The organism is Kitasatospora sp. NPDC091257 (assembly GCF_044757675.1).
Lineage (GTDB): Bacteria > Actinomycetota > Actinomycetes > Streptomycetales > Streptomycetaceae > Kitasatospora > Kitasatospora lactacystinica.
On the sequence record NZ_JBIVVI010001506.1, the window covers coordinates 1 to 1844 of the forward strand.

Here is a 1844-nt window from a genome sequence, read left to right on the forward strand (position 1 = left end):
GACGCTCTGATGAGACGTCATTTATCGTGGCTCCGCCGCGGCCGGGATGCGGCCGGCGCCGCAGCGGGCTACGGCGGGGTCAGCAGTCCCGCAGTTCCTCGGACTGGTTGAGCAGCTGCTCCCGGACCGAGGTGAAGCGGTCGTACCGCGCCTCGTTGGCGTCCGACGGCAGGAACACCGCGACCCGGTGACAGTTCTGGAAGGCCAGCCGAACCCCGAAGTGGCGCTGGAGAGCGCCCCGGATGGCGTCGCTGGCGAGCGCGCGCAGCAGCTGGCCGCGGGCCTGCTCGCCGGGCGGCGGCACCTGGTTGTCGGCGAAGTCGGTGCCGTCGACCTTCGCCTGGGCGACCAGCGAGCTGATCAGGTCCCAGGCGTAGGGCAAAGAGACGCGGACGCAGTCGACGAATTCCCGCTCGTCGACCTCGCCCCGCTCGGCCTTCTCCAGCAGGGCCGGTGAGACGTCGAGCGACATGGATTCTCCTCTCGCGGTCCACCCGCGCGGCGCCCGGGTGGTCGTGCGTAGGTCAAGCTCACAGTGAGGGTGGCGGATTCGCATGGGGTGTCCGGAACACCGAGGGACAGGGGTTTCCGGCACCTTCGCGACAGCGGCGGCACCACGGGACGTGACGTCCTGGATACCGAACGCGCTCAGAACAGCGTGGCAGTCAACGGCGCGGCAGGCCGGTCATTCCTGCGGATTGCTTCGGAAATATGTTGCGGTGCACCGGATTGGCCGGATCCCGTCGGATCGTTCATCTGAAGTCTCCATCCCCGTTGACAGCGATCCCGCGAGCATGCCGTCACACACCGTAGCGACTTGCGGGTGGGGGCGCCAGACCTCGACGGGGCGGTGGCGGGACCGCAGGACCTCCATGTTGGCCGGGTTCGCGCTTTCTTCACCCAGCCGTCGCGGAATCGCATCAACTGGCCCCGGTGGGCTAGCGTGGTCGACCGTGCGTCTCGTAATTGCCCGCTGCTCAGTCGACTATGCCGGTCGGCTCTCCGCCCATCTGCCCTCCGCCACCAGGCTGATCCTGGTCAAGGCCGACGGCAGCGTCAGCATCCACGCCGACGACCGCGCCTACAAGCCGCTCAACTGGATGTCCCCGCCGTGCGCCCTCAAGGAGGCCGACGGGGTCTGGACGGTGGAGAACAAGGCCGGCGAGAAGCTCATCATCACGCTGGAGGAGGTGCTGCACGACTCGTCCCACGAGCTCGGGGTCGACCCGGGCCTGATCAAGGACGGCGTGGAGGCACACCTCCAGGAGCTGCTCGCGGACCGGATGGAGGTGCTCGGTGCCGGCTGGTCGCTGATCCGCCGCGAGTACCCCACCGCGATCGGCCCGGTCGACATCCTCTGCCGCGACGCCGACGGCGCCACGGTGGCCGTCGAGATCAAGCGCCGCGGTGAGATCGACGGCGTCGAACAGCTCACCCGCTACCTCGAACTCCTCAACCGGGACCCGCTGCTGGCCCCGGTCAAGGGCATCTTCGCCGCGCAGGAGATCAAGCCGCAGGCCCGCGTCCTGGCCACCGACCGCGGTATCGGCTGCGTGGTGCTGGACTACGACGAGCTGCGCGGCATCGACGACGACAAGCTCAAGCTGTTCTGACCGCTCAGGACGGACCGGACGACGGGCTGGACGTGCCGGTCGGACCGGCCGAGCCGCTCGACGACGGGCTCGGTCCGGCGGTCGTGGTGGACGGCTCCGGCGACGGCGAGGTGCCCGTGCCGCCGCCACCGGGCTGAGTGCCGCCTCCGCCGGTGCCACCCGCGCCCGGACCGCCGGGGTTCGGACCCGGCGGCTGCTGACCCGGTACGGGCGGCTGCTGCGGGGCCTACG

The 1844-nt window shown here is 70.0% G+C and carries 2 protein-coding genes; one reads left to right on the plus strand and one right to left on the minus strand.

Translation table 11 applies throughout. From position 1 onward, the window contains the following. Positions 1-79: 79 nt before the first annotated feature. On the minus strand, positions 80-472 hold the full coding sequence (locus ACIQOV_RS39765) for an SCO5389 family protein (protein WP_401055799.1): 393 nt from the start codon (positions 470-472) through the stop codon (positions 80-82). A gap of 481 nt (positions 473-953) precedes the next feature. On the opposite strand from ACIQOV_RS39765, the gene nucS reads away from it, so the two are divergent. Then, positions 954-1613 carry an endonuclease NucS gene (gene nucS / locus ACIQOV_RS39770; RefSeq protein WP_359899935.1) on the plus strand — a complete coding sequence of 220 codons (660 nt, stop codon included), beginning with the start codon at positions 954-956 and terminating at the stop codon, positions 1611-1613. Positions 1614-1844 lie beyond the last annotated feature (231 nt).

Bases quoted from the DNA above. Each gene is read 5' to 3' on its own strand.
- ACIQOV_RS39765 (WP_401055799.1), bottom strand. From the start codon at position 472: ATGTCGCTCGACGTCTCACCGGCCCTGCTGGAGAAGGCCGAGCGGGGC.